This is a genomic window from Azospirillum sp. Marseille-Q6669 (genome assembly GCF_965111635.1).
The window spans coordinates 402,620-427,319 of record NZ_CBCOOP010000005.1; the positions used below are offsets into that span (position 1 = coordinate 402,620).

Here is a 24,700-nt window from a genome sequence, read left to right on the forward strand (position 1 = left end):
GTTTCGGAGACCCGCAGGATGAGCCTCGCCGTCGCCTTCCAGATGGACCCCATCGAGTCCATCAACATCGACACCGACTCGAGCTTCATGATGGCGCTTGAGGCGCAGAAGCGCGGGCACACACTCTACCATTACCACCCGCGCGACCTCAGCCTGACCGGCAACGTCCTGACCGCCCGCCTGCGCGAGATGACCGTGGTCCGCCAGAAGGGCGCCCACTACACGCTGGGCGAGCCGCGGATCGTCGACCTGTCGACCATGGACGTGGTGCTGATGCGCCAGGACCCGCCCTTCGACATGGCCTACATCACCGCCACCCACATGCTGGAGCACATCCAGCCCAAGGTGCTGGTGCTGAACGACCCGGCGGAGGTGCGCAACGCGCCGGAGAAACTGTTCGTCACCCATTTCCCCGACCTGATGCCGCCGACGCTGATCACCAGTGACAAGCAGGCCGTCCTGGACTTCCGGGCGCAGCACAAGGACATCATCGTCAAGCCGCTGTTCGGCAACGGCGGGGCCGGCGTCTTCCACCTGAAGCCGGACGACGAGAATCTCGGTTCGCTGCTGGAACTCTTCACCCAGCTCTATCGCGAGCCGGTGATCGTGCAGAAGTACCTGCCGGAGATCCGCCAGGGCGACAAGCGCATCATCCTGATCGACGGCGAGCCCGCCGGCGCCGTCAGCCGCATGCCCCAGGAGGGCGAGGCCCGCGCCAACTTCCACGCCGGCGGCAGCGCCAAGAAGACCGAGCTGACCCCGCGCGAGCAGGAGATCTGCAAGGCCATCGGTCCGGTGCTGCGCGAGAAGGGTCTGGTCTTCGTCGGGATTGACGTGATCGGCGACTACATGACCGAGATCAACGTGACCTCGCCCACCGGCATCCAGGAGATCAACCGGCTCGACGGATCGGCGCTGGAGGCCACCCTGTGGGACGCCATCGAGCGCCGCCAGCGCCAGAACAAGGGCGAGAACAAGGGGGCCTGAGGGCCGGAGCCTCCCGCCCCCCGGCCGGTCACTCGGTGAAGTAGCCGGGCTGGCCGAGGTCGGCGACGAGGCCGGTCTCGCGCGGCTCCCACCCCAGCAGGGCGCGGGTGTGGGCGCTGGAGGTCGGGCAATCGACGCCGGCGAAGAAGGCGAACCACCCGAAATGGGCGGTTGCCTCGTCCGGCGTCTTCGACACCACGGGCAGGCCCAGCCGCGCGCCGATGGCCTCGGCGACGCGGCGCAGCGGCACGCCTTCCTCGGCGATGGCGTGGAACGGGCCGCCCTGGGCGCCGGCCTCCAGGGCCAGCCGGTACAGCCGCGCCGCGTCGCGGCGGTGCACCGCCGCCCAGCGGTTCCCACCGTCGCTGATGAAGGCTGAAACGCCGGTTCGGCGGGCGATGTCGTGCAGGATGCGCGCGAAGCCATGGTCGCCCACGCCATGGGTCGAGGGCGGCAGGCGCACGACGCCGACCCGGACGCCGCGGGCGGCCAGCTCCCCGGCGGCGACTTCGGTCTGGCGGGGCAGGGCGTCGGACGGCGGCCGGTGCGGATCGCTCTCGACCGCCACCGGCCCGCGCGCGGCCACGACCGCGCCGGCCGTCACCAGCAGAGGACGGTCGCTGCCCTCCAGCGCCTCGCCCATGGCGAGGATCGCCCGATGGTCCTCCCGGCAATTGTCGGCGAAGCGCGAAAAATCATGATTGAAGGCAGTGTGGATCACGCCGTCGGCCGCGGACACACCGGCACGCAAGCTCTCCAGGTCGTCGAGGGAGCCGCGGTGGACCTCCGCCCCGGCCGCGGCAAGGGACGCCGCCGCCGCGTCGGAGCGGGCGAGGCCGAGAACCCGGTGCCCGTTGGCGAGCAGGTCCTGGACGATGGCCGAACCGACGAAGCCGGTGGCGCCGGTGACGAAGACACGCATGGGAAACCTCTTCCGATCAGGGTCGCAGGCCACTGTCGGTGCGGGGCTTATTCTGGTAAAGTCGTGACGTTATCGGGGTATAATGACCAACAGGACGGGCCGGCGCGCCATGACGGAGAACGGATCGGGGGGAAGCCGGCTGGGCGCCTATCTGAAGGACCGCCGGGCGAAGCTCGATCCCGCGGCCTTCGGCTTTTCCGCGGAGCGCCGGCGCACGCGCGGCCTGCGCCGCGAGGAGGTGGCCCAGCGCGCGAACATCAGCACCACCTGGTACACCTGGCTGGAGCAGGGGCGCGGCGGAGCGCCGTCCGCCGACGTGCTGGAGCGCATCGCCCGCGCCCTGATGCTCACCGACGCCGAGCGTGAGCATCTCTTCCTCCTCGGCCTCAACCGCTTGCCCACGCTGCGCCATCCGGTGGGGGAGGCGGTGACGCCGCGCCTGCAGCGGGTGCTGGACGCGCTGAACCCCAGCCCCGCCCTGGTCAAGACGGCGACCTGGGACGTCGTCGCCTGGAACCGCGCCGCCGCCGCGGTGCTGACCGACTATGGCGCCCTGCCGGCGGCCCGGCGCAACATCCTGCGGCTCATCTTCTGCGACCCGCGCGTGCGGGCCGCCCAGTTCGATTGGGAGGGGGTGGCGCGCTTCGTCGTCGGTGCCTTCCGCGCCGACGCGGCGCGCGCCGGTGCCGACGACGCGGTGCGGGTGCTGGTCGAGGATCTGTCGCGCCAGAGTCCGGAATTCGCCGCCCTGTGGACTGCGAACGACGTGAGCCATTTCGGGGAGGGCGTCAAACGCCTCCGCCATCCCACGCTGGGCACGTTGGAGTTGGAATATTCGGCCTTCGCCGTGGACGGGCGGCCGGACCTGACGATGCTCGTCTACAACCCGGCAACCCCGGAAGACGCCGAGCGGGTGCGGGCGCTGCTGGCCTGACCCGTCACGCCCCAGCGCGGACGGGGCGCCGTACGAGGTCCAGGTAGCGGTAATCCAGCCCGTTCTCGGTCAGCAGCGGGCCGCGTTCCGTCTCCACCCACTCCGGCCCAAGCGGCGGCATGACGGTGTCGCCCTCCACATCCCGCTCGACGCGGGTCAGGTGGACGATGTCGGCGAGTGGCAGGGTTTCGCGGAACAGTTCGGCGCCGCCGATCACGGCGACCTCCGGGACGCCGCGGCCGCGGCACCAGTCCAGCGCCGAGTCGAGGCCGCCGAACCAGCGCGCGCCGTCGCGCTCCCCCGCCGGATGGCTGCGGCTGACCACGAGGTTGTCGCGGCCGGGCAGGGGCTTGCGGGGCAGCGACTCCCAGGTGCGCCGGCCCATCAGGACCGGCTTACCCATCGTCAGCTCCCGGAAGCGCTTCAGGTCGCCGGGCAGGGACCAGGGGAGGGTGCCGTCGCGGCCGATCACACCGTTGCGCGCGGCGGCCACCACCAGACTGATGCGCATCCCAATCCCTTTCCTGGACCCCTCACCCCACCTTACGCCGCGCGGAGCTGCTGAAGGAAGCCTCCGACCTCGCGGTGCAGCGTGTCGAGCTGGTGGCCGAGCCGGCGCGACATCTCCAGCACGTCGCGGGCGGTGGCGCCGCTTTGGGTCGCCGCACCGGTGACGCCGGTGATGTTGGCCGACACCTCCTGCGTGCCGCCCGCCGCTTCCTGGACGTTGCGGCTGATCTCGCGGGTCGCCGCCCCCTGCTCCTCGACCGCCGAGGCGATGGAGGTCGCGATCTCGTTCACCCGCAGGATGACCTGGGTGACGCCCTGGATCTCGCCGACCGCGTCGCCGGTCACGGACTGGATGTTGGCGACCTGGGCGGCGATCTCCTCGGTCGCCTTGGCGGTCTGGTTGGCCAGCGCCTTGACCTCGCTCGCCACCACGGCGAAGCCCTTGCCGGCCTCGCCGGCGCGGGCCGCCTCGATGGTGGCGTTGAGCGCCAAGAGGTTGGTCTGGCTGGCGATGTCGTTGATGAGCTGGACGACCGCGCCGATCTTCTGCACCGCCTCGGCCAGCCCGCCGACCTTGTCGTTGGCCCGCCCGCTGAGAGTCACCGCCTCGCCGGCGATGCGCGACGACTCGGCGACCTGACGGCTGATCTCCTGGATCGAGCCGGCCAGTTCCTCCGACGCGGCGGCCACGGTCTGCACGTTGGCGGAGGTCTGCTCGGTCGCCGCAGCGACCGAGGTCGCCAGCTCGTCGGTCTGGGCGGCGGCGCGGTTCATCTCGGCCGCGCGCTCCTCCATGGTCGCCGCCGCGTCGGACACGGTGCGGACGACGGCGCCGATGCTCTGCTCGAAGCTGGCGGCCAGCGCCAGCATGGCGCGGCGCTTCTCCTCCCCGGCGCGCTGGGCCGAGGCGGCCTGTTCGGCCTCCAGCCGCTGCTTGTCGCGGGCGTTGGTCTGGAAGACCAGCACGGCCTTGGCCATGGCGCCGATCTCATCGCCGCGCTCCGCCTCGGGGAAGCGGGTGGACAGGTTGCCGTCGGCCAGCGAGCGCATCTTGGCGCCCAGCCCGCGCAACACCCGGCTGATGTCGGTGCCAACCCAGGCGATCAGGCCGATGGCCGGCACCGCCAGCGCGAGGATGACGAAGGCCAGCGTCCGGAGCTGGTCCAGGAAGGCGGCCCGGATGTCGTCGATGAAGATGCCGGTGCCGATGAAGATGTTCCACGGCTCGAAGCCGCGGACATAGCCCAGCTTCACCGCCAAGTCGCTGCCGCCGACCGTGCGCGGCCAGTCGTACTCCAGCAGGCCGTCGCCGGTGGCGCGGACCATGCGGATGAACTCCACGATCATGTGGACGCCGTTGGCCGACTTCAGCGGCTTGACGTCGGCGCCGATCAGCTTCGCGTTGACGTGGGCGAAGCCGTAGCCGTCCATGGTGTGGGCGAAGAGATACTCCTTGCCGCCGGCGTAGCGGATGCCGGCCACCGCGGCCTTGAAGCGGGCCTGCCCCTCCTCGCGGGTGATCTTGCCAGCGGCGGCGTCCGCCTCCAGCGTGGCGGCCAGGGTGACCCCGGTTTCCACGATGCTGTGCAGCGTGTCCAGCCGGTCGGCGTGCATTCGGCTGTAATTGAGATAAAGGCCGGCACCGGCGATGGCGAAGGATGCGACCGAAGCCGCGACGACGAGCGCCCACAGCTTGGCCCGAATGGAAAGCTTCGTGAGGGTCATGGGATGTCTGCCTGAAACTGTCTGCCCTGTCCCGCGTCCCGGCAAGCGGCGGTTGTTTGCCCTTGTCTTTGCCGGGACTCCAAGAATGATCGACAGTCACAGGAAAATCATAAACGGACATATAAAAATGCGGCGCTCGCCGGGGACTGGGCGCCTTTGTCACACCACGTTTCCGGGTATTGGCGCGGTCAGGCCAGAAGAGCCCCCAGAACGGCGTTCAACCGCTGCCGCCCCTCGTGGGTTGCGCGCAACGTGTCCTTGCCGACCTCCAGGAAGCCGCCGGCCACCAGACGCTCCAGCGCGGCGGGATCGACCAGCCCGTCGAGGTCGCGGCCGGTCTCCTCGACCAGCCGGGCGCGGGCCACCCCCTCGCGCAGGCGTAGCCCCATCATCAGCAGCTCCGACCCGCGGGACTCGCGGGCGACCGGCTCGGGCGCGGCGGCGCCGTGGCCGTCGCGCTCCACCCGCTCCAGCCAGATTTCCGGGGCGCGGTGGGCGCGGGTGGCGAACTTCTCGCCGTCCAGCGTCAGCCGGCCGTGGGCGCCGGGACCGACGCCGACGTAATCGCCGTAGCGCCAGTAGGTCAGGTTGTGGCGGCTCTCCTCGCCGGGGCGGGCGTGGTTGGAAATCTCGTAGGCGGGCAGCCCGGCGCGGTCGAGCAGGTTCTGCGTCGCCTCGTAGAGGTCGCCGGCCAGATCCTCGTCGGGCAGCACCAGATCGCCCCGCGCGTGCAGGGGGAAGAAGGCCGTGCCCTCCTCGATGGTCAACTGATAGACCGACAGATGGCCGACCGCGTGGTCGAGCGCGCGGGTCAGCTCCGCCTCCCACGCTGCGACGGACTGGCCGGGGCGGGCGTAGATCAGGTCGAAGCTGAAGCGGGGGAAGGTCCGGGCGGCCAGCGCGATGGCGCCGGTCGCCTCGGCCGCGCTGTGCTGGCGGCCGAGGAACTTCAGCGCGGCGTCGTCCAGCGCCTGGATGCCCATCGACAGGCGGTTGACCCCGGCGGCGCGGAAGGCGCGGAACTTGTCGGCCTCGACCGAGGTCGGATTGGCCTCCAGCGACACTTCCAGGTCGTCGCCGACCGTCCAGCGGGTGGCGATGCGCTCCAGCACGGCGCCGACCGTCGCCGGCTCCATCAGCGACGGCGTGCCGCCCCCGAAGAAGACCGAGGTGACTCGGCGGCCGGGCGTTGCGTCCGCGTAATGATCCAGCTCCCGCACCAGCGCGGCGCGCCAGCGGTCATGCTCGACCCGGTCGCGGACGTGGCTGTTGAAGTCGCAGTACGGGCACTTCGCCTTGCAGAAGGGCCAGTGGATGTAGATCCCGAAGCCCGGATCGGGGGTCACTTGAAGCATCGCTCCACAAGCTGGCGGAAGGCGTCGGCCCGGTGGCTCATCTCATGCTTCCTGGCCGGGTCCATCTCGCCGAAGGTGATGTCGTGGCCGTCCGGCCTGAACATCGGATCGTAACCGAAACCATGCGCGCCGCGCGGCGGCCAGACCAGCGTGCCGGGGCAGCGGCCCTCCACCGTCTCGACATGGCCGTCCGGCCAGGCGAGCGACAGGGCGCAGACGAACCAGGCGCGGCGGTCGGTCTGGCCCTTCAGCCCGTCCTCGACCTTGCCCATGGCCATCTGGAAGTCCTTGTCCGGACCGGCCCAGCGGGCGGAGTAGATGCCGGGATCGCCGTTCAGCGCCGGCACCACCATCCCGCTGTCGTCGGCCAGCGCGACATGACCCGCCTTGGCGGCGGCCAGGGCCTTCAGCTCGGCGTTCGCGACGAAGCTGGTCCCCGTCTCCTCCGGCTCCGGCAGGCCAAGCTCGCCCGCGGACACGAAGGACGCGGCGTAGGGGCCGAGCAGAGCCGCGATCTCGCGGACCTTGCCCTTGTTGTGGCTGGCGATCACCAGCGTGCCGCCCGTGAAGCGGCGGGGAGGCGTGGTCATGGGGGAGTTCCTTCGATGTGGACTGTTGCCCCCACCCCGACCCTCCCCCGCTTCGCGGGAGAGGGGGCCTGTTCCCCTCCACCGCCGGCGGCGGGGGAGGGTGCCCGCGAAGCGGGCGGGAGGGGGCGACGCCTTACTTCACCGCGATCGCCGCCTTCTGCAAGGCCACCAGCTCGTTGATGCCCTTGCGGGCGAGCGCCAGCAGCTCCATGAACTGCGGCTCGCTGAAGGGGCGCTCCTCGGCAGTGCCCTGCACCTCGACGATGCCGCCGTTGCCGGTCAGCACGAAGTTGGCGTCGGCCTGCGCCGTCGAATCCTCGGCGTAGTCGAGGTCGAGAACACTGGCGTTCTTGTAGATGCCGCAGGAGACGGCGGCCACATGGTCGGTCAGCGGCATGGTCTTGAGCGCGCCGATCTGCATCAGATGCTGGAAGGCCAGATGCAGGGCGACGAAGCTGCCGGTGATGGCGGCGGTGCGGGTGCCGCCGTCGGCCTGGATGACGTCGCAGTCGATCTTGATCTGCTTCTCGCCCATGGCGGCACGGTCGGTGACGGCGCGCAGCGCACGGCCGATCAGGCGCTGGATCTCCTGGGTGCGCCCCGATTGCTTGCCCTTGGCGGCCTCGCGGTCGGTGCGGCTGTGGGTGGAGCGCGGCAGCATGCCGTATTCGGCGGTGACCCAGCCCAGGCCGGTGTTCTTCAGGAAGCGCGGAACGCCCTCGTCCACGCTGGCGGTGCACAGGACGTGCGTGTCGCCGAACCGCACCAGGCAGGACCCCTCGGCGTGCTTGCTGAAATGGGGCTCAAGGGAAATGGTGCGCAACTGGTCGTGGGCGCGGCCGGAGGGACGCATCGGGCATGATCCGCGAATCTGTTGAAATCGGCGGCAAGCTAGCGCCCGCCGCCCCCGCCGTCCAGCGCGCAACCGGGGCGCACGTTGATTCGGCGCGGACACCTGCCTAAATTCGGGACGCCCCTTATCCGTGCCCCAACAGCATCGTCCGGTCCCCGCCCCGCCATGATCACCGAGCTGAACCAACGGTCCCGCGAGATCTTCCGGCTGATCGTCGACGCCTATGTGGCGACCGGCGAGCCGGTAGGCTCGCGCACGATCTCGCGGAGGCTCGGCATGGCCCTGTCGCCCGCGACCATCCGCAACGTCATGGCCGATCTGGAGGAACAGGGGCTGCTCTACGCCCCCCACACCTCCGCCGGCCGCATCCCGACCGAGGCCGGGCTGCGCCTGTTCGTCAACGGCCTGCTGGAGATCGGCAGCCTGAGCGAGGACGAGCGCGGTTCCATCGAGGCGAAATGCGCCTCCTCCGGGCGGTCGCTGCAGGACGTGCTGGGCGAGGCCTCCACCCTGCTGTCGGGACTGTCGCACTGCGCCGGGCTGGTGGTGGCGCCGAAGACCGACCGGCCGCTGAAGCACATCGAGTTCGTGTCGCTGGCGCCCGGCCGGGCGCTGGTCGTGCTGGTCAACGAGGACGGGCTGGTCGAGAACCGCGTCATCGAGGTTCCGGTCGGCGTGCCCGCCGCGACGCTGCAGATGGTGTCGAACTTCCTCAGCGCGAAGCTGGTCGGCCGCACGCTGGACGAGGCGCGGCAGGCCGTGCTGCGCGAGATTGAGGACCAGAAGACCGAGCTGGACGAATTGTCGCAGCGCGTGGTCTCCGCCGGTCTCGCCACCTGGGCGGGCAGCGGCGGGCAGAACAGCGGCCAGCTGATCGTGCGCGGCCAGGCGAAGCTGCTGGAGGACGTCACCGCCCTGTCGGACCTGGAGCGCGTGCGCGCCCTGTTCGAGGCGCTGGAGACCAAGGAGACCATGCTGCGCCTGCTCGACGCCACCGGGAAGGGCGACGGGGTGCAGATCTTCATCGGCGCGGAGAATGTGCTGTTCGGCCATTCCGGCTGTTCGCTGATCATCTCTCCCTTCCAGAACAGCCGCGAGCAGGTGATCGGCGCCATCGGCGTGATCGGCCCGACCCGCATCAATTATGCCCGGATCATCCCGCTTGTGGATTATACAGCCAAGGTCATCAGCCGCCTTGTCGGGTGACGACCTGTCGTGTGACGACCTTGGCAATGCTTCACCCATCCCTCATCAGACGACGACCCAAGACGACAACGAGAGAGCCATGAGCGAAGAGCAGAACAAGCCCGCCGAAGCCGAGGTGGAGCAGACCGAAGCCGTCCAGGACAAGGCCGCCCAAGAGAAGGCCGCCCAGGACAAGGCCGCGGACGCCGGTGCCGGGGATCGCGTGGCCCAGCTTGAGGCCGAGGTCGCCAGCCTGAAGGACCAGCTCCTGCGTCAGATGGCCGAGGTGGAGAACACCCGCCGCCGCGCCCAGCGCGACCGCGAGGACGCCAGCAAGTTCGCCGTGTCCAGCTTCGCCAAGGAATTGGTGACGGTGGCCGACAACCTGCGCCGCGCGCTGGAGGCCGTTCCCGCCGAGGGCCGAGAGAACGACGAGGTGCTGAAGAGCCTCTCCGTCGGCGTGGAGGCGACGGAGCGCCAGCTCATCTCCGCCTTCGAGCGTGCGGGCATCAAGAAGATCGACCCGACCGGCGAGCTGTTCGATCCGAATTTCCATCAGGTGATGTTCGAGATCGAGAACACCGGCAAGCCCGCCGGCACCGTCGTGCAGGTGCTCCAGCCCGGCTACACCATCCACGGCCGCCTGTTGCGCGAGGCCATGGTGGGCGTCGCCAAGGCCGGTCCTCACGAGATGGGCGGCCAGCACGTCGATACGAAGGCCTGACCGTCCTCCGGACGGCAGGCTGCACGTCTCTTGCGGCGGCGCGGCGGCATGGCCCGCCGCGCCGCTTTTTTTCGCTCGGCGGTCCCGGATGAGTGTCCGCGCGCGATCCTTTGCGTACCGAAGGGCTTGCGCCGGGCTGGTCCTTCGCCTATTCGCATCGGAACCCCGATTCGCGTCGGGGAGTCTCGCGGCGCCCCGTGAATTGCCCGTTCCGGGCGGCCGCTCATTCAGGGAACCGGACCCGTGGCCAAGACCATTCTGACCGTCGACGACTCCAAGACCATCCGCGACATGGTCGCCTTCACGCTGCGCAACGCCGGCTATGGCGTCACCGAGGCGGCGGACGGCACCGCCGGTCTGGCGGAGGTCAACCGGCAGAAGTTCGACTGCATCATCACCGACCTGAACATGCCGGGCATGGACGGTCTGGCACTGACCCGGGCCATCCGCGGCAGCGCGCTCAACCGCGCCACCCCTGTCCTGCTGCTGACCACCGAGGCCGATCCCGCCAAGAAGACTGCCGGCCGCGAGGCCGGGGCCACCGGCTGGCTGGTCAAGCCCTTCAACCCGGACAAGCTGGTCGAGACCGTGAAGAAGGTCTGTCCGTAACCGGGAAGGCGCCGAGACGGCGGGCCGGGGGGCCTTATCCCGCCCGCTCCCGCGTGAACAGGAACTCCCCCTCCGGATCGTGGGCGGCGAAGCGTCGCTGCGCGGTGGCGCGGTTGGCGACGGCGTAACAATAGACGCAGCCGTGCGGGCAGGTGTCGTAATCGCCGATATCGCGGCTTTCCGCGCACAGGCAGCCGGGGCGGTTGCCCTTTTCCTTGGCCGCGATGGGCCGCCCGGCGACGTCGGACAGCCTTTGCGCGTCCACGCAGCGGGCTGGCGCCGTGCCGGGGACGCCGGCCAGTTCCGGCTGGGTGCACAGCGTCAGCACCATGCCGTGCTCCGCGGCGATGCCGGCCAGATCGGCCAGCAGGGCGCGCTTTTCCTCGGGGTCCGGGTCGCGCCAGGGCACACCGGCGGCGTCCAGGTTGCGCGCCGTCTTGCGGTAGGGCTGAAGGAAGGACACCACCGCCTCGTCGGTCAGGCCGCGCATCCGGCCAGCCAGCCGGGCGAAGGTCTCGCGGTGCCAGGACGGCGGCGTGGCTTCTGCCTCCACGATGGGTGCCGTCACGATGGGGTCGTAGCGCCAGACGGCGGCGCGCGGCCCCCAGCGGTCGCGCAGCCGGGCCATGTGCTCCACCGCAAGCTCCGCGTCGGGGACGGAGCGCTCCAGCGCAGTGGGCAGGCCGGTGATGCTGTACTGGACGACGAAGGGAAAGCCGCGTTCCGAGACCTCCTCCAGCCCCGGCAGAAAGGGGCCGAGATTCTTGGTCCAGAAGACGAAGCCATCGACCTCCGCGCGGGTCAGACCGATGCGGTAGGTCTGGCCGCCATAGGGGTTGACCATGCGGCAGTGCCCGGCCTCCAGCCGGTTCAGGAACCAGCGCCCGTAGAAGGCGGGGATGTCCGTCTTGTAGCTGGCGGAAATGATCATCGCCGGACCATGGTGGCCCGGCGGGCCGCGATCAAGGCTGGATTCGCCGGCGCTTCGGCCTAAAGTGCCGGCACAGGATCAGAGGGGCACAGGATCAGGGGAGGATGCCGTGACGGGCGGACAGGACGGCCACAGCGTGGGCAACGGTGCGGGCCACAGCGTGGAGTGGGAAGGGGTGGTGCGGTTCCGGCTGCCGGACGGCTGGCGCCCGGAGGTGGAGGAGCATGAGGGCCACGCCGTGGCCGCCTTCCACCCGCCGGCCCCGGCGGGGGGCGTGCTGCGGCTGGTCACCGACCGGGTGGCGCCCAAGGACGGGCCGGACGGTGCGGTGGCGGTGCTGCGCGAGATGGCGCTGCGCTTCGTGCGCCCCGACGACCAGCGCGCCAGCGACCGGATCGTCGAGCCCTGGGGCGACGACGGCGTCTTGGCCCAGGCGGTGATGATGACGGAGGAGGACGGCGGCACCGACGCCCATTACCTCTGGCTGGTCGGGGCGGAGCGGGACGGCGAGGCGGCGGCGGCCATGTTCAGCTACCGCCTGCCCATGGTCATGGATGGGGATGAGTCCTGCGCCGGCACGCTGGCCCTGCTCGACGGGGCGATCCGCGCGGCGGAGATCCTGTAGAACGATTCGGGACAGCCGTCGGAAGCAGGAAAGCCGCCCCGTCGAGGGCGGCTTTTTCTTTTCCGGTTCTTTTGCGGCCTGATGTCTTGCGAGCCCGAAGTCTCCGGCGTTCCCGCGCCGGTTCAGGCGTTCAGCGCTCAGGCGGTCAAGATTCCGGCAATCAAGATTCCGGCGGTCAGCAGTGGCCGGCGCCGCCGGACATCAGGGCCTTCAACTGCGCCGCCTTCGGATCGAAGGCCATGGCCGCCTCTTCCGCCGCCAGGGCGGCCAAGCTGATGAAGCGCGCCAGATCGTCCAGGTCGCACTTCGTCGCGTCGTCCATAAGGCTGTCGAGGCAGGACTTGATGGCCAGAGCCATGTCGCGCCGTTCGTCCATCATCTTGATCCCCCTATGGAATGCTGCACACGGTCCCGCTTCGGAAAGCCATATCTGCTGGCAAGAGCGGCCCCCTGACCAGCGAGGGATATATCATATTTCCTTCGACTCTCCACTATTAGAATCTTCGGACAACAAAGAAACAAGGCAACCGGCAATTGATTGTGCACTGTAATGCACACCATTACTTGTTAATGAAAAGTTAACATGGCTGGGTTGCGACCGTTTTGCTTGTGTTAAAGCCCTGTAACAGACCGCTTCCGGCACGGTCGGGGGATAAAGGAGGGCGGTTGCACGCCTTATGCTTCTGAATACCCTGGTATTCACTTGCGGCGCGAAGCCGCAGGCGCGACGATATGCCCCGGCGTGCGCGTCACCTTTTGGTCTTTTGACGGTTGGCGGAATGACCAGGGCGTTGCAGCCCGAAACGCACCTGCCTATATCTCCGGCGACAGACGTGAATCCACCCAACCGTTCCACCGACCCCAAGGGGATCGCGGCGGTGCCGGACCAAACGGGCCGCCACGCATCTGCCGAACAACAGAGGCTGAACATGAGCAAAGTCATTGGCATCGACCTCGGCACCACGAACTCCTGCGTGGCCGTCATGGAAGGCTCCAGCGCCAAGGTGATCGAGAACGCCGAAGGCACGCGCACCACGCCCTCCATGGTCGCCTTCGCGCAGAACGCGGAGCGTCTGGTCGGCCAGCCGGCCAAGCGTCAGGCGGTGACGAACCCCGAGAACACCCTCTTCGCGATCAAGCGTCTGATCGGCCGCCGCTACGACGATCCGCTGACCAAGAAGGACCAGGGCCTCGTTCCCTACAAGATCATCTCCGGCGACAACGGCGACGCCTGGGTGGAGGCCGTCGGCAAGAAGTACAGCCCGTCGCAGATCAGCGCCTTCATCCTGCAGAAGATGAAGGAGACGGCGGAGAACTACCTGGGCGAGAAGGTGACCCAGGCGGTCATCACCGTTCCGGCCTACTTCAACGACAGCCAGCGCCAGGCGACCAAGGACGCCGGCAAGATCGCCGGCCTGGAAGTGCTGCGCATCATCAACGAGCCGACGGCGGCCGCTCTGGCCTACGGCATGGAGAAGAAGGGCGCCGGCACCATCGCGGTCTACGATCTCGGCGGCGGCACCTTCGACGTCTCCGTGCTGGAGATCGGCGACGGCGTGTTCGAGGTGAAGTCGACCAACGGCGACACCTTCCTCGGCGGTGAGGACTTCGACGCCCGCATCATCGACTACCTCGCCGACGAGTTCCAGAAGGAGCAGGGAATCGACCTGCGCAAGGACCGTCTGGCACTGCAGCGTTTGAAGGAAGCCGCGGAGAAGGCGAAGATCGAGCTGTCCTCGGCCATGCAGACCGAGGTCAACCTGCCCTTCATCACCGCCGACCAGTCCGGCCCGAAGCACCTGAACGTCAAGCTGACCCGCGCCAAGCTGGAAGCCCTGGTCGACGAGCTGGTCGCCCGCACGATCGAGCCCTGCAAGGCCGCGCTCCGCGACGCCGGCCTGAAGGCCAACGAGATCGACGAGGTGATCCTGGTCGGCGGCATGACCCGCATGCCCAAGGTCATCGAGGCGGTGAAGCAGTTCTTCGGCCGTGAGCCGCACCGCGGCGTGAACCCGGACGAGGTCGTCGCCATCGGCGCCGCCATCCAGGGCGGCGTGCTGAAGGGCGAGGTCAAGGACGTCCTCCTGCTCGACGTCACCCCGCTGTCGCTGGGCATCGAGACGCTGGGCGGCGTCTTCACCCGCCTGATCGACCGCAACACGACGATCCCGACCAAGAAGTCCCAGACCTTCTCGACCGCCGAGGACAACCAGAACGCGGTGACCATCCGCGTCTTCCAGGGCGAGCGCGAGATGGCCGCGGACAACAAGATGCTCGGCCAGTTCGACCTCGTCGGCATCCCGCCGGCCCCGCGCGGCGTGCCGCAGGTCGAGGTGACCTTCGACATCGACGCCAACGGCATCGTCAGCGTCACGGCGAAGGACAAGGCCACCGGCAAGGAGCAGCAGATCCGCATCCAGGCGTCGGGCGGCCTGTCGGACGCCGACATCAACAAGATGGTCAAGGACGCCGAGGCCCACGCCGCCGACGACAAGAAGCGGCGTGAGCTGGTGGACGCCCGCAACCATGCGGACGCCCTGATCCACACGACCGAGCGGACGATCAAGGAGAACGCCGACAAGATCCCCGCCGCCGACAAGACCGCCGCGGAGGCCGCCGTGGCCGAGCTGAAGTCGGTGCTGGACGGCGAGGACCTGGAGGCCGTGAAGGCGAAGACCGAGGCGCTGGCCCAGGTGTCGATGAAGCTGGGCGAGGCCATGTACAAGGCCGGCCAGGGCGAGGCCCCGGGCGCCGGTGCCGCCGGTGCGGCGGGCGCCGCCCCGAACGAGCCGGGCGTGGTCGACGCCGACTTCGAGGAAGTGGACGACGACAAGAAGAAGTCGGCCTAAGCGTTCGGAACCGGAGGCAACCGTTGGGCAACCGCCCGTTGCCTCCGGTGTCACAGCCGGGAGAACCCGGCGCCATGCAGTATCGTCCGGCCCGTCATCCGTCCTGCGGTGGCGGGCCGGAGATATGATTGGTCTATTAGTATGTGAAGGCGGTCGGGGCCCATGGCGAAACAGGACTATTACGAGCTGCTCGGGGTGGCGAAGGGCGCCAGCGCGGACGAGATCAAAAAAGCGTACCGCAAGATGGCGATGCAGTATCACCCGGACCGCAACCAGGGTGACAAGGACGCCGAGCACAAGTTCAAGGAAATCAGCGAAGCCTACGACGTTCTGAAGGACGAGCAGAAGCGCGCGGCCTATGACCGCTTCGGCCACGGCGCCTTCGAGAACGGGCGCGGCGGGGCCGGCGGTGGTTTCGGCGGCTTCGATTTCAGCGGCGGCGGCGGCGGCTTTGCCGACATCTTCGACGAGATGTTCGGAGAGTTCATGGGCGGGCGCCGCGGCGGCGGCGGCGCGTCGGGCCGCGGCCAGGATCTGCGCTACAATCTGGAGATCGGGCTGGAGGAAGCCTTCAAGGGCACCACGGCCAACGTCCGCGTTCCCTCTACCGTCGCCTGCGACTCCTGCAGCGGCTCCGGGGCGGCGGCGGGGACCCAGCCGGTCACCTGCCCGACCTGCCAGGGCCATGGCAAAGTGCGCGCCCAGCAGGGCTTCTTCACCATCGAGCGCACCTGCCCGGCCTGCCACGGCCAGGGCCGCGTCATCAAGGACCCTTGCAAGAGCTGCGGCGGTGCCGGACGCCTGCGCAAGGAGAAGACCCTCCAGGTCAACATCCCCGCTGGCGTGGAGGACGGCACGCGCATCCGTCTGGCCGGCGAGGGCGAGGCGGGGTTGCGCGGGGCGCCGCCGGGCGACCTCTACATCTTCCTGGCCATCGCGCCGCACCCGATCTTCCAGCGCGATGGCGCCAACATCCATTGCCGCGTGCCGATTCCCATGACCACCGCGGCGCTGGGCGGCACGGTGGAAGTGCCGACCATCGAGGGCAGCCGCACCAAGGTGACGGTCCCGCCCGGCACCCAGTCCGGCCACCAGTTCCGCATCAAGGGCAAGGGCATGTCGGTGCTGCGCAGCCAGCAGCGCGGCGACATGTACATCCAGGCCGTCGTCGAGACTCCGGTCAACCTGACCAAGAAGCAGCAGGAGCTTCTGCGCGAGTTCGACACCGCCGGCAAGGAAGGTTCGCACCCGCAGTCCGAAGGCTTCTTCGCCAAGGTGAAGGAGCTTTGGGAAGACCTGAAGGACTGACCGCCTCCGTTCCGACCGCAGGAAAAGGCCCGGCCCATCGCCGGGCCTTTTTCGTGCCGGGCCTTTTTCATGCGCGCCGCGTGCTTTTGCCCCAGTGGTATGACCACTCTGGCGTTGACAGCGGCGGGTGGCGGGAAGACTGTCCCGGCAAATCACGTACACATGCGTTGATGCCACAGGCCGCGCCGCATACGCACGTATCCCTGGAAATCATAGCAATTGCCGTTGCCGATGGGGGGCATCGCGTGTATCAACAAGCGCTTAATCTCCTCAGACGGTTCGCGGAGAGGGCATTCCAGGCGGTGAGCGGCGATCTCTCCTTCGAGCAGTTGCGCGACCTGATGCATCCCGGGGGGCACACCCCGATCATCCAGCGTCGCCGGGCCGTGCTGATCCATTCCCGCGTCCGCATGGTCGCGGCCGTGTTCGCGGTGCTGACGCCGCTGTGGATCGTCATCGACGTCTTCATCTTCCCCTGGCCTCTGTGGGGCTATCTGGCCGGCCTGCGGCTGGTGTCCAGCTTCGCCTTCGGCGCGCTGGCGCTCGGCTACCGGATCTGCGACGACATGGGCAGCGCGTGGCGGGGGTTGGCCCTGCTGCTGGCGGTGCCGACGATCTTCTTCCTCGCCTCGCACCCCATGCTGAACGAGGACATGATCGCGGGCAGCGCGCTGGCGGTCGCCGCCGGCTACGCCTTCCTGCCCTTCGTGATGGTGGCGGGGCTCAGCGTCTTCCCGCTGACCGCGCTGGAGGGGCTCGCCTTCGCGACGCCGATGCTGGCGGCGCATATGCTGGCCGGGTTCTACGGTTCGCTGGTCTTCCCCTTCCCCTCCTATCTGGGCGCCCTGTGGCTGCTGGTGCTCATCATGGTGGTGGCGACGCTGGCGGCGATGAGCCAGCTGCACTTCATGATGGCCCTGGTCGATCAGGCGTCGCACGACGGGCTGACCGGCGCCTTCTCCCGCCGCATCGGGGAGGAGCTTCTGCGGTTGCAGTTCGCGCACGCCCAGCGCTCGGACCATCCGCTGTCGGTGATCTTCTTCGACCTGGACAATTTCAAGTCGATCAACGACCGGTTCGGCCACGACCAGGGCGACAAACAGCTCGGGCGATCGGCGGAGGCGATCCGCGCCATGCTGCGCCAGTCCGACGTGCTGGTCCGCTGGGGCGGCGAGGAGTTCGTGGTCATCATGCCCAACACCGGCCGTCAGGGCGCCCTGACCGCGGTGGAGCGGTTGCACGAGCGGGGCCTGGGCAAGCGCCCGGACGGCACCCCGCAGACCGCCAGCATCGGCGTCGCCGAATACCTCCACGACCGCCCGGTGGACTGGGAAAGGCTGGTCGATCTGGCCGACCAGCGCATGTACGCGGCCAAGCAGTCCGGCAAGAACCGGATCGTCGCCGACGACCGGGTCCCCGAACCGGCCTGACCGCTCCCTTAAAGCGAACTTCCGTTCGCTTTAGACTCTTATCGCCTCATTCGCCGGCGGGCTCCGGTCGCATGTGCGACCGGGACCGCCGTCGCGGTCCAAAGCGGATGGCAATCCGCTTTAGTCGTTGCGCAGCAGCGGGGCGGAGGGCTGGCCGAGCGCCCGCCACGTCCCGAGGAAGCCGAAGGCCAGCGTGATGGCCGTGCTGAGCAGCGCCGTGGTCAGCACGGCCGACGGCAGGAAGGTCCAGTCCCAGCGCATCAGGAAGGTCATCACCGCCCAGGCCGTGATGGTGCCGATGACCCCGGCGATGGCCGCGGTCAGGATGCCCAGCAGCCCGTATTCCAGCAGGAACGCCTTCAGCACGTCGGCCCGCGTGGCGCCCAGCACCTTCAACACCACCGCGTCGTAGACCCGGCGGCGGTGCCCGGCGGCGACCGCGCCGGCCAGCACCAGCGTGCCGGCGGCCAGCGTGATGCCCGCGGTGATGCGCACCGCCGTGCCGATGTGGCCCAGCATGGTGCCCACCGTGTCCAGCGCGTCCTTCACCCGGACCAGCGTCACGTTGGGGAAGCGCTGCAGGACGGAGCGCTGGACCTCCGGCTCCGCCGCCGGGGTGCTGCGGACGGTGGCGATCCAGGTCTGTGGCGCCCGCTCCAGCGTGCCCGGCGCGAAGACCAGGGCGAAGTTGATGGCCAGCGTCGAGAAGTCGGCGGCGCGCACGTTGCCAACCGTCGCCTCGATGGTGCGGCCCAGGACGTTGATCCCCATCGTCGCGCCGGGACCGATGCCGAAGGCGCTCGCCACGTTCTGGTGGATGGAGATCAGCGGCTTCCCCTTGTAGTCCTCCGGCCACCAGGAGCCGGCGACGATCTCCGAATGCTCCGGCAGCTTGGCGGAATAGGTGATGCCGCGGTCGCCGGACAGCACCCAGGACTGCTCGGGGTTGACCAGCGCCCTTTCCGCCGGCTGACCGTTCACCGTCTCGATCCGTCCGCGCAAGGACGGCACCGCTTCGAACCCGCTGGTGCCGGGCAGAGCGCTGACCATCCGTTTCAACGGTTCGAACTGGTCGGGCTGAATGTCGACGAAGAAGAAACTGGGCGCGTCCTTCGGGATCGTCTCGTTGACCCGGCGGGAGAAGTTGCCCTCGATCAGCGCGATGGCGACGAGAACCGTCAGGCCGAGGCCGAGCGACAGCACCACCGCCCCGGTCGGGTTGCCAGGCCGGTGCAGGTTGGCGAGCGCCAGCCGCAGCCCCGGACGGCGTGGGCGCCCCGCCGCCGCGGCCCCGCGCACCACCAGCCAGGCGGCCACGCGGAAGGCGATGAAGGTGGCGATGGAGCCGCCCACGAACCAGGCGGCGAACATTTTGTTGTGCGCCGTCGCGACGGCCAGCCCGGCAAGCGCCGCCACGGTCAGCGCCATCGCCGCCAGATAGACCGCGCGCGGGCGGCCTCCGGCGGGGGCGACCACATCGCGGAACTGCGCCGCCGCCGGCACCTCCCGCGCGCGGCCCAGCGGCCACAGCGAGAAGGTCAGCGCGGTCAGCAGGCCGTAGAGCGCGGCCAGCGCCAGGGCGCCCGGGTAGACGCCGATCCGGGTGGGCACCGGCAACACCTGATCGAGCAGCGACCCCAGCCCCAGCGGCGCCACCGCGCCGAGCAGCAGCCCCAAGAGGATGCCCAGTCCGGACAAGGCGAGGATCTGCAGCAGATAGACCTGGAAGACCAGATCGCCCGGCGCGCCCAGGCATTTCAGCGTGGCGATGGTGCGGGCGCGCGAGTCGAGATGGCTGCGCACCGCGTTGCCCACCCCGACCCCGCCGACCAGCAGGGCGGTCAGCCCGACCAGCGTCAGGAACAGCGTCATGCGGTCGATGAAGCGCTCGATCTGCGGGGAGGCGTTGGTGAAGTCGCGGACCCGCCAGCCGGCATCGGGGAAGCGCGCCGTCAGCGCCTTCTGCCACGCCGCCACGTCGGTGCCCGGCGGCAGGGCCAGCTTGGCGGTCCAATAGACGATGCTGCCGGGCTGGAGCAAGCCGGTGCCCTCCAGCGACGGCAGGCCGATCATCACCCGCGGCCCCAGCGAGAAGGCGCCGTTGGACGCCCGGTCCGGCTCCCGCGTCAGCACGCCGCGCACGGCGAACTCGCCCTCGCCCAGCCGCAGCGTGTCGCCGGTCTTCAGCCCCAGCCGGTCGAGCAGCCCGTCCTCGACCAGCGCCCCCCAGCGCCCGTCGCGGTTGGCCAGCGCCGTGTGCAGGTCACCCTCCGGCGCCAGGGCCACGGAGCCGTAGAGCGGGTAGACGCCGTCCACCGCCTTCAGTTCGACCAGCGTGGACCGCGCGTCGTCGGCGGAGCGGGCCATGGCGCGCATGTCCACCGACTGCGACAGGCGCCCGGCCTGTTCCAGCCAGGAGCGCTGCTCGTCGGTCGGCGGTGCGTAGATCTGCCGCAGCGCGACGTCGCCGCCCAGGATTGCCCGCCCGTCCGCCTGCAGGCCCGACAGCACGCCGCCGGACACGGAATTGACCGCAGCGATGGCCGCGACGCCGAGCGTCAGACAGGCCAGGAAGATGCGGAACCCCTTCAGGCCCCCGCGCAGCTCGCGGCGGGCCAGTCGGAAGGCGAGGGCGAGGTTGGTCATCGGTGCGTCCGGCCGGGTGTGACGATGTGTGAGGGGTGGATAAAGCCCCCCCCTGCACATCGGGGGGGGGTTGGGTGGGGGCCCGGCTCAGCCACGCTCCCGGACATCTCAATCCCCCACCACGCGTTCGCGTTCGGCGCGGGCGGCGAGGCCGTCGTCGACGATGCGTCCGTCCATCAGGCGCACGGTCCGGTCGCAGCGGTCGGCCAGGGAGGGGTCGTGAGTGATCAGCACCAGCGTTGTGCCCCGCCGCTCGGCAAGGTCGAACAGCAGCTCCACGATGGTGGCGCCGGTGCCGATGTCGAGGTTGCCGGTCGGCTCGTCGGCCAGCAGCAGCGACGGCTCGGCGACGAAGGCGCGGGCCAGGGCGACGCGCTGCTGCTCGCCGCCGGACAGCTGGCCCGGATAGTGGCTCAGCCGGTGGCCCAGCCCGACCGCCTCCAGCCCGGAGCGCGCGCGGTCGAAGGCGTCGGCGGCCCCGGCGAATTCCAGGGGGATGGCGACGTTCTCCAGCGCGGTCATCGTCGGCACGAGGTGGAAAGCCTGGAAGACGATCCCCACATGGTCGCGGCGGAAGCGCGCAAGCCCGTCCTCGTCCAGCCGGCCCAGATCCTGTCCGGCGACGCGCACGGTCCCGCCCGTGGGGCGTTCCAGCCCGGCCATGACCATCATCATGGTCGATTTGCCGGAGCCCGACGGGCCGACCACGCCGACCCGTTCACCGGGCCGGATGCGGAGATTCAAGCCTCTCAGGATGTTGACGGGTCCGGCCGCGCTGTCCAATCTCAGATGCACCTCGTCGAGATCGACGATGGTGGCCTCAACGGAATCGGGTCGGGACATTGGCATGCGTCTCTGGAACGGGCGGGGAAATGGGCGGGAAAACCTCACGCCATATGGCATGGTGCGCCGCCATTTCAACATGGCCCTCCTTCGGTCAGGGCTGGCCGCTCTCGCCGTCGTTGTGGGAATCGGCGCAGGGGTCGGCATGACCGCCCCCGCGCTCGCCCAGAGCGGGGCGGGGAAAGGCCCCTACACCCTTCTGGCGCTCGGCGACAGCCTGACCGCCGGCTACGGCCTTCCCGAAGCGCAGTCCTTCACTCCCCAGTTGCAGGCGGCGCTGCGGGCGAAGGGCTACGACGTCACCGTCGTCAACGCCGGCGTGTCGGGCGACACCACGGCCGGCGGTCTGTCGCGGCTCGACTGGGCGCTGGCCGACAAGCCGGACGCCGTGCTGGTGGAACTGGGGGCGAACGACATGCTGCGCGGGCTCGACCCCGCCGCGGCGCGCGCCAACCTCGACGCCATCCTGAAGCGGCTGACCGGCGAGAAGCTGCCCGTGCTGCTGGCCGGCATGTACGCGTCGCCCAGCCTGGGCCGCGCGTACATGGAGAGCTTCAACGCCATCTACCCGGATCTGGCGAAGGCGTACGACGTACAGCTCTACCCGTTCTTCCTGGACGGCGTAGCGGCCGACGCCGCGCTGAACCAGCCCGACGGCATCCATCCCAACGCGGCCGGCGTGAAGGTGATCGTGGAGCGCATCACGCCCCACGTCGCCCGCCTTCTGGACGGCATCGCCAAAAGCGGAGACTGAGACCCATGGCGACCCTGGCCGGCGACAGCGCCACCACCGAGACCTGCTTCAAGGCCGCATCGGCCACCGGCACCGAATGGGGCGCCGTCGTCAAGTCGTGCCTGGACGAACTCGGCGCGGTGGAGGGCTGCAACCTCGGCTTCCTCTACATCACCGACGCGCTGGCCGAGCACGCGACGAGCATGGTCACCCTGCTGCGCGGCGTCACCGGCATCCGCGACTGGGTGGGCACGGTCGGCATCGGCGTCTGCGCCAACGACGAGGAGATCTTCGACAAGCCGGGCATCGCCGTGATGGTGGCCCGCCTGCCGCCGGAGGGCTTCCGCCTGTTCCCGGTGGTGTCGGGCGACATGGAGCCGTTGCGCCGCATGGCCGGCGGCTGGCTGGACAAGCACGGCGCCATGCTGGCGCTCGCCCACGCCGACCCGCGCCACCAGGATCTGGCCGGGCTGGTCGTTTCGCTGGCGGAATCAACCGGGGCCTTCCTGGTCGGCGGCCTGTCGGCCTCGCGGTCGGAGTTCCCGCAATTCACCATCCCCGGCAACACCGCCACGATGGTCGGCGGGCCGGTGGCCGACGGCGGCGTGTCGGGCGTGCTGTTCGCGCCGCAGGTGCCGGTCGCCACCGGGCTCAGCCAGGGCTGCACGCCCATCGGGCCGGTGCGCACCATCACCGCGGCGGAGGACAACGTCGTCCTGGAGATCGACGGGCGCCCGGCGCTGGAGGTTTTCAAGGAGGACATCGGCGAGTTGCTGGCCCGCGACCTCAAGCGGGTGTCCGGCTACATCTTCGCCGGCCTGCCGATCGCTGGCAGCGACACAGCGGACTATCTGGTCCGCGACCTGATCGCCATCGACCCGCGCGCCGGCTGGATCGCCGTCGCCCACCATGTGCAGAGCGGCCAGCCCATCCTGTTCACCCGCCGCGACCAGCAAAGCGCCGAGGCCGACATGCGCCGCATGCTGGCCAATCTGAAGAAGCGCGTGAAGACCACCCCGAAGGGCGCCCTCTACGTCAGTTGCATCGCCCGCGGCCCCAGCCTGTTCGGCGAGGGCAGCCAGGAGCTGGCGCTGATCCGCGAAACCTTCGGCGACATCCCGCTGGCCGGATTCTTCGCCAGCGGCGAGATCTCCAACGCCCGCCTGTACGGATACACGGGCGTGCTCACCCTGTTCCTTTAAGGATCATAGACAAATGCAATACCGTCCGCTCGGCCGCACCGGCCTGTCGGTCAGCGCCATCGGCCTGGGCACCATGACCTGGGGCCGCCAGAACAGCGAGGCCGAGGGCCACGCCCAGATGGATTACGCGCTCGGCGAGGGCGTCAATTTCTGGGACACGGCGGAGATGTACGCCATCCCCCCGACCGCCGACACGTACGGACGTACGGAGGAGGTGATCGGCACCTGGTTCAAGGCGAACGGCAAGCGCGACCAGGTGATCCTGGCGAGCAAGGTCGTCGGCGCCACCGACGGCGGCTTCGCCTGGGTGCGCAACGGCGAGGCAAAGCTCGACCGCGCCAACATCTTCGCGGCGGTGGAGGCCAGCCTGCGCCGGCTCCAGACGGACTACATCGACCTGTACCAGCTCCACTGGCCCGACCGTTCGACCAACCGCTTCGGCGCGCGCAACTACGTCCACCGGCCGGAGAAGGACGGCACGCCCATCGAGGAGACCCTGGCGGCGCTCGACGAGCTGGTGACATCCGGCAAGGTCCGCCACATCGGCGTGTCGAACGAGTCGCCCTGGGGGGTGATGCAGTTCCTCAAGCTGGCGGAGGACAAGGGCCTGCCGCGCATCGCCTCGATCCAGAACGCCTACAACTTGCTGAACCGGACCTTCGAGCAGGGTCTGGCCGAGGTGTCCCTGCGCGAGGATGTGGGGCTTCTCGCTTACTCGCCGCTGGCCGCCGGCACGCTGACCGGCAAATATCTGGACGGCGCCGTTCCCGCCGGCACCCGCCGCGCGCTGGATCACCGCAAGTCGCGCTACGCCACCGTCAACGCCGATGCGGCCACCCGCGAGTATCTGGATGTCGCCCGGCGCCACGGCCTGTCGCCGACGCAGATGGCCATCGCCTTCACCCTGCAGCAGCCCTTCGTGGCGTCCTCGCTGATCGGCGCGACGACCATGGAGGACCTGAAGTCCAACATCGCGGCGGTGGACGTCACGCTGTCGGATGAGGTGATGAAGGATATCGAGGCGGTCAACGCCCGCTATCCCGACCCCTGCCCGTAACCGTTCCGGAAAGCCAATGATCCGTCTCTTCGTCGCCCTCGATTTTCCGGAGGATGTGCGCCGGCGTCTGGCGGGGCTGGGCGGCGGTGTGCCCGGCGCCCGCTGGACCGATGCGGACAACCTGCACCTGACGCTCCGCTTCATCGGGGAGGTGCCGGGAGATCAGGCGGCGGAGATCGACGAGTCGCTGGCGCAGATCGTGGCGCCGGCCTTCGATCTGGTTCTGGACGGCGTGGGCGTGTACGGCAGCGGCCGCAACGCCCGCGTCCTCTGGGCTGGGGTGGAGCGCAGCGACGCCTTGTCGCACCTCCAGTCCAAGGTCGAGTCGGCGCTGGTCCGCTGCGGCCTGCCGGCGGAGGAGCGCAAATTCTCGCCCCACGTCACGCTCGCCCGGCTGAAGGACGCGCCGAAGGACCGGATCGGGCGCTTCGTCGAGGAGCGCGGGATGTTCCGCGCCGGTCCGATCCGGGTGGAGCACTTCACGCTCTACCGCAGCCACCTGGGCAAGGGGGCCGCGGTGTACGAGGCGCTGTCGGAATACGGGTTGGGGTGAGTGGGTTCGGGATTCTTGTCGGGCAACAGGGTCTTCACGGATTTCCCGGATTTAGGCACGGATTACACGGATTTTTTATTTGGTCTTGCCCAGTGCGAGCTGATCGGTAAGGCATGCGCTGAAGCATGA

General features: G+C 69.3%; 23 protein-coding genes. 13 read left to right on the forward strand and 10 right to left on the reverse strand.

Annotation, left to right across the window (positions count from 1 at the left end):
• Window positions 1-18: 18 nt before the first annotated feature.
• The gene (gene gshB, locus ACWPXE_RS27205) at window positions 19-987 is read left to right on the forward strand and encodes a glutathione synthase (RefSeq protein WP_454020327.1); all 969 of its coding nucleotides are present in this window, start codon (window positions 19-21) and stop codon (window positions 985-987) included.
• Window positions 988-1,015: 28 nt separating this feature from the next.
• Here gshB and ACWPXE_RS27210 read toward each other — a convergent pair whose 3' ends face one another.
• Window positions 1,016-1,909 carry an SDR family oxidoreductase gene (locus ACWPXE_RS27210; protein ID WP_454020328.1) on the reverse strand — a complete coding sequence of 298 codons (894 nt, stop codon included), beginning with the start codon at window positions 1,907-1,909 and terminating at the stop codon, window positions 1,016-1,018.
• A gap of 109 nt (window positions 1,910-2,018) precedes the next feature.
• Here ACWPXE_RS27210 and ACWPXE_RS27215 point away from each other — a divergent pair, with 109 nt between their 5' ends.
• Window positions 2,019-2,843: a helix-turn-helix transcriptional regulator gene (locus ACWPXE_RS27215; RefSeq protein WP_454020329.1), complete on the forward strand. Its 825-nt coding sequence runs from the start codon at window positions 2,019-2,021 to the stop codon at window positions 2,841-2,843.
• 4 nt (window positions 2,844-2,847) lie between these two features.
• On the opposite strand, the gene ACWPXE_RS27220 is transcribed toward ACWPXE_RS27215, so the two are convergent.
• The 5 genes from ACWPXE_RS27220 to rph all read right to left on the reverse strand — a co-directional run bounded on the left by ACWPXE_RS27220 (window position 2,848) and on the right by rph (window position 7,876).
• Window positions 2,848-3,354, reverse strand: a complete 507-nt coding sequence (locus ACWPXE_RS27220; protein WP_454020330.1) for a dihydrofolate reductase — start codon at window positions 3,352-3,354, stop codon at window positions 2,848-2,850.
• Between the two features lie 32 nt (window positions 3,355-3,386).
• Entirely contained in the window at window positions 3,387-5,078 is a 1,692-nt protein-coding gene (locus ACWPXE_RS27225; RefSeq protein WP_454020331.1) for a methyl-accepting chemotaxis protein, read from the reverse strand.
• 188 nt (window positions 5,079-5,266) lie between these two features.
• Window positions 5,267-6,433, reverse strand: a complete 1,167-nt coding sequence (hemW, locus tag ACWPXE_RS27230) for a radical SAM family heme chaperone HemW (protein WP_454020332.1) — start codon at window positions 6,431-6,433, stop codon at window positions 5,267-5,269.
• The gene (rdgB, locus tag ACWPXE_RS27235) at window positions 6,421-7,023 is read right to left on the reverse strand and encodes an RdgB/HAM1 family non-canonical purine NTP pyrophosphatase (RefSeq protein ID WP_454020333.1); all 603 of its coding nucleotides are present in this window, start codon (window positions 7,021-7,023) and stop codon (window positions 6,421-6,423) included. The genes hemW and rdgB overlap by 13 nt, the downstream gene beginning before the upstream one ends.
• Window positions 7,024-7,156: 133 nt before the next feature.
• Window positions 7,157-7,876 carry a ribonuclease PH gene (gene rph / locus ACWPXE_RS27240; protein WP_174440200.1) on the reverse strand — a complete coding sequence of 240 codons (720 nt, stop codon included), beginning with the start codon at window positions 7,874-7,876 and terminating at the stop codon, window positions 7,157-7,159.
• A 165-nt stretch (window positions 7,877-8,041) separates the two neighbouring features.
• On the opposite strand from rph, the gene hrcA reads away from it, so the two are divergent.
• The 3 genes from hrcA (at window position 8,042) to ACWPXE_RS27255 (ending at window position 10,394) form a co-directional block, all read left to right on the forward strand.
• A complete protein-coding gene (hrcA, locus tag ACWPXE_RS27245; RefSeq protein WP_035670634.1) occupies window positions 8,042-9,082 on the forward strand; it encodes a heat-inducible transcriptional repressor HrcA in 1,041 nt (346 codons plus the stop codon).
• 79 nt (window positions 9,083-9,161) lie between these two features.
• Window positions 9,162-9,785 carry a nucleotide exchange factor GrpE gene (gene grpE, locus ACWPXE_RS27250; RefSeq protein WP_454020334.1) on the forward strand — a complete coding sequence of 208 codons (624 nt, stop codon included), beginning with the start codon at window positions 9,162-9,164 and terminating at the stop codon, window positions 9,783-9,785.
• Window positions 9,786-10,028: 243 nt separating this feature from the next.
• Window positions 10,029-10,394, forward strand: a complete 366-nt coding sequence (locus ACWPXE_RS27255) for a response regulator (protein WP_014239024.1) — start codon at window positions 10,029-10,031, stop codon at window positions 10,392-10,394.
• 34 nt (window positions 10,395-10,428) lie between these two features.
• On the opposite strand, the gene ACWPXE_RS27260 is transcribed toward ACWPXE_RS27255, so the two are convergent.
• Window positions 10,429-11,325, reverse strand: coding sequence for a DUF1848 domain-containing protein (locus tag ACWPXE_RS27260; RefSeq protein ID WP_454020335.1), 897 nt, complete (start codon window positions 11,323-11,325; stop codon window positions 10,429-10,431).
• A gap of 109 nt (window positions 11,326-11,434) precedes the next feature.
• Between ACWPXE_RS27260 and ACWPXE_RS27265 the strand changes: the two genes are divergently transcribed.
• Window positions 11,435-11,950 carry a hypothetical protein gene (locus ACWPXE_RS27265; RefSeq protein ID WP_454020336.1) on the forward strand — a complete coding sequence of 172 codons (516 nt, stop codon included), beginning with the start codon at window positions 11,435-11,437 and terminating at the stop codon, window positions 11,948-11,950.
• Window positions 11,951-12,125: 175 nt separating this feature from the next.
• Here the strand turns inward: ACWPXE_RS27265 and ACWPXE_RS27270 are convergent, their stop codons facing one another.
• On the reverse strand, window positions 12,126-12,329 hold the full coding sequence (locus ACWPXE_RS27270) for a hypothetical protein (RefSeq protein ID WP_014239027.1): 204 nt from the start codon (window positions 12,327-12,329) through the stop codon (window positions 12,126-12,128).
• Window positions 12,330-12,729: 400 nt separating this feature from the next.
• On the opposite strand from ACWPXE_RS27270, the gene dnaK reads away from it, so the two are divergent.
• The 3 genes from dnaK (at window position 12,730) to ACWPXE_RS27285 (ending at window position 17,537) form a co-directional block, all read left to right on the forward strand.
• Entirely contained in the window at window positions 12,730-14,799 is a 2,070-nt protein-coding gene (gene dnaK / locus ACWPXE_RS27275; RefSeq protein ID WP_454020542.1) for a molecular chaperone DnaK, read from the forward strand.
• A 162-nt stretch (window positions 14,800-14,961) separates the two neighbouring features.
• Window positions 14,962-16,107 carry a molecular chaperone DnaJ gene (dnaJ, locus tag ACWPXE_RS27280; RefSeq protein ID WP_237904486.1) on the forward strand — a complete coding sequence of 382 codons (1,146 nt, stop codon included), beginning with the start codon at window positions 14,962-14,964 and terminating at the stop codon, window positions 16,105-16,107.
• 302 nt (window positions 16,108-16,409) lie between these two features.
• Complete coding sequence (locus ACWPXE_RS27285; protein WP_454020337.1) at window positions 16,410-17,537, forward strand: diguanylate cyclase; 1,128 nt, start codon at window positions 16,410-16,412, stop codon at window positions 17,535-17,537.
• A gap of 120 nt (window positions 17,538-17,657) precedes the next feature.
• On the opposite strand, the gene ACWPXE_RS27290 is transcribed toward ACWPXE_RS27285, so the two are convergent.
• Window positions 17,658-20,183 (reverse strand): ABC transporter permease, encoded by a 2,526-nt coding sequence (locus tag ACWPXE_RS27290; RefSeq protein WP_454020338.1) that lies wholly within the window; start codon window positions 20,181-20,183, stop codon window positions 17,658-17,660.
• A gap of 108 nt (window positions 20,184-20,291) precedes the next feature.
• Window positions 20,292-21,026 (reverse strand): ABC transporter ATP-binding protein, encoded by a 735-nt coding sequence (locus ACWPXE_RS27295; RefSeq protein WP_454020339.1) that lies wholly within the window; start codon window positions 21,024-21,026, stop codon window positions 20,292-20,294.
• A gap of 145 nt (window positions 21,027-21,171) precedes the next feature.
• On the opposite strand from ACWPXE_RS27295, the gene ACWPXE_RS27300 reads away from it, so the two are divergent.
• From ACWPXE_RS27300 to thpR, 4 genes are read left to right on the forward strand one after another with little or no spacing between them, the layout of a single operon-like run.
• A complete protein-coding gene (locus ACWPXE_RS27300; RefSeq protein ID WP_454020340.1) occupies window positions 21,172-21,780 on the forward strand; it encodes an arylesterase in 609 nt (202 codons plus the stop codon).
• Between the two features lie 5 nt (window positions 21,781-21,785).
• Window positions 21,786-22,961 carry an FIST signal transduction protein gene (locus ACWPXE_RS27305; RefSeq protein ID WP_454020341.1) on the forward strand — a complete coding sequence of 392 codons (1,176 nt, stop codon included), beginning with the start codon at window positions 21,786-21,788 and terminating at the stop codon, window positions 22,959-22,961.
• Window positions 22,962-22,974: 13 nt separating this feature from the next.
• On the forward strand, window positions 22,975-24,018 hold the full coding sequence (locus tag ACWPXE_RS27310; protein WP_454020342.1) for an NADP(H)-dependent aldo-keto reductase: 1,044 nt from the start codon (window positions 22,975-22,977) through the stop codon (window positions 24,016-24,018).
• A 16-nt stretch (window positions 24,019-24,034) separates the two neighbouring features.
• Window positions 24,035-24,571, forward strand: coding sequence for an RNA 2',3'-cyclic phosphodiesterase (thpR, locus tag ACWPXE_RS27315; RefSeq protein ID WP_454020343.1), 537 nt, complete (start codon window positions 24,035-24,037; stop codon window positions 24,569-24,571).
• Window positions 24,572-24,700: the final 129 nt, after the last annotated feature.